The sequence below is a fragment of the Burkholderia sp. Se-20378 genome (assembly GCF_017104665.1).
Taxonomy (GTDB): Bacteria; Pseudomonadota; Gammaproteobacteria; order Burkholderiales; family Burkholderiaceae; genus Burkholderia; species Burkholderia lata.
The window spans coordinates 1-1,332 of record NZ_JAAGPG010001009.1 but is presented as its reverse complement, the minus strand read 5'-3'; the positions used below and the strand labels follow the sequence as shown (position 1 = coordinate 1,332).

Below are 1,332 nucleotides of genomic sequence, written 5' to 3'. Positions count from 1 at the left end.
CGCCGGTGCCGGGCGGCCAGCCGCCGGGTGCTGCACCCGCGATCCAGCCGCAGTTCCAGTTCCATCGCCCGCCGCAGCCGAACGTGTCGAACGAGGCGTCGCCGCCGGTCGGCCCGCAAGGCTCGGACACGCTGCAGAACCAGCCGATCACCGCGCCGGCGCAGTAAGTCCGCGTGCGGAAACCGGGCGGCAGGCGCCGCCCGTCTTTAGACCTGTCGTGTAGAAAGCCATGAAGATTGCGATTGCCGGTGCATCGGGCCGAATGGGCCGGATGCTGATCGAAGCCGTTCTCAACGATGCCGACGCGCAGCTCGTCGGCGCGCTCGACCGTGCCGATTCGCCGTTCCTCGGCCAGGACGCCGGCGCGTTCCTCGGCAAGGAAACCGGGGTCAAGCTGACCGCCGACCTCGACGCCGTGTTCGCTCAGGCAGACACCCTGATCGATTTCACGCGTCCGGAAGGCACGATGGCCCATATCGAGGCCGCACTGCGCCACGACGTGAAGCTCGTGATCGGCACGACCGGCTTCACCGCCGAGCAGAAGGCCGAGCTGCAGGCCGCGGCGGGCAAGATCGGCATCGTGTTCGCGGCGAACATGAGCGTCGGCGTGAACGTCACGCTGAAGCTGCTCGAATTCGCGGCGAAGCATTTCTCGCATGGCTACGACATCGAGATCATCGAGGCGCATCACCGTCACAAGGTCGACGCGCCGTCGGGCACCGCGCTGATGATGGGTGAAGCCGTCGCCGGCGCGCTCGGGCGCTCGCTCGACGATTGCGCGGTGTACGGCCGCCACGGCGTGACGGGCGAGCGCGATCCGTCGTCGATCGGCTTCGCCGCGGTGCGCGGCGGCGACATCGTCGGCGATCACACCGTGCTGTTCGCCGGGATCGGCGAGCGCATCGAGATCACGCACAAGTCGTCGAGCCGCGTGTCGTACGCGCAGGGCGCGCTGCGCGCGGTCCACTTCCTGTCGGCGCGCGGCGCCGGCCTGTTCGACATGCAGGACGTGCTCGGCCTGCGCTGACACCACGGGGAAACTCCGATGGCGATACCCACCGGCGTTGTCCACTACCTCGAAAGCGGCGATGCGATCACGCATGCCGTCGCCTATGTGCTGCTGGCGATGTCCGTCGCCAGCTGGTGCTTCCTCCTCATGAAAGCCTGGCTCCTGATCCGCGCGAAGCGGCAGGGGCCGCGCGCGCTCGCCGCGTTCTGGCGCGCGTCGTCGCTCGACGCGGGCATTGCCGCGCTGGCCGGCGCCGATCGCGAGCGCGTGTTCGTGCCGCTCGCCGAAGCCGCCCGCGATGCGGCCGACGACCATGACCCGGA

At 69.4% G+C, this 1,332-nt stretch carries 1 protein-coding gene and 2 pseudogenes; all 3 read left to right on the top strand.

Going from position 1 to position 1,332, the window contains the following annotated elements:
- Nucleotides 1-167: pseudogene (locus tag G3N93_RS41930) on the top strand (outer membrane protein assembly factor BamE); the annotation flags it as partial.
- Nucleotides 168-229: 62 nt separating this feature from the next.
- Nucleotides 230-1,027 (top strand): 4-hydroxy-tetrahydrodipicolinate reductase, encoded by a 798-nt coding sequence (dapB, locus tag G3N93_RS39780; RefSeq protein ID WP_089424479.1) that lies wholly within the window; start codon nucleotides 230-232, stop codon nucleotides 1,025-1,027.
- Nucleotides 1,028-1,045: 18 nt separating this feature from the next.
- A pseudogene (locus tag G3N93_RS39775) lies at nucleotides 1,046-1,332 on the top strand (MotA/TolQ/ExbB proton channel family protein); the annotation flags it as partial.

Excerpts from the sequence above, each read along its gene's own strand:
- dapB (WP_089424479.1), top strand. The coding sequence starts at position 230 with ATGAAGATTGCGATTGCCGGTGCATCGGGCCGAATGGGCCGGATGCTG.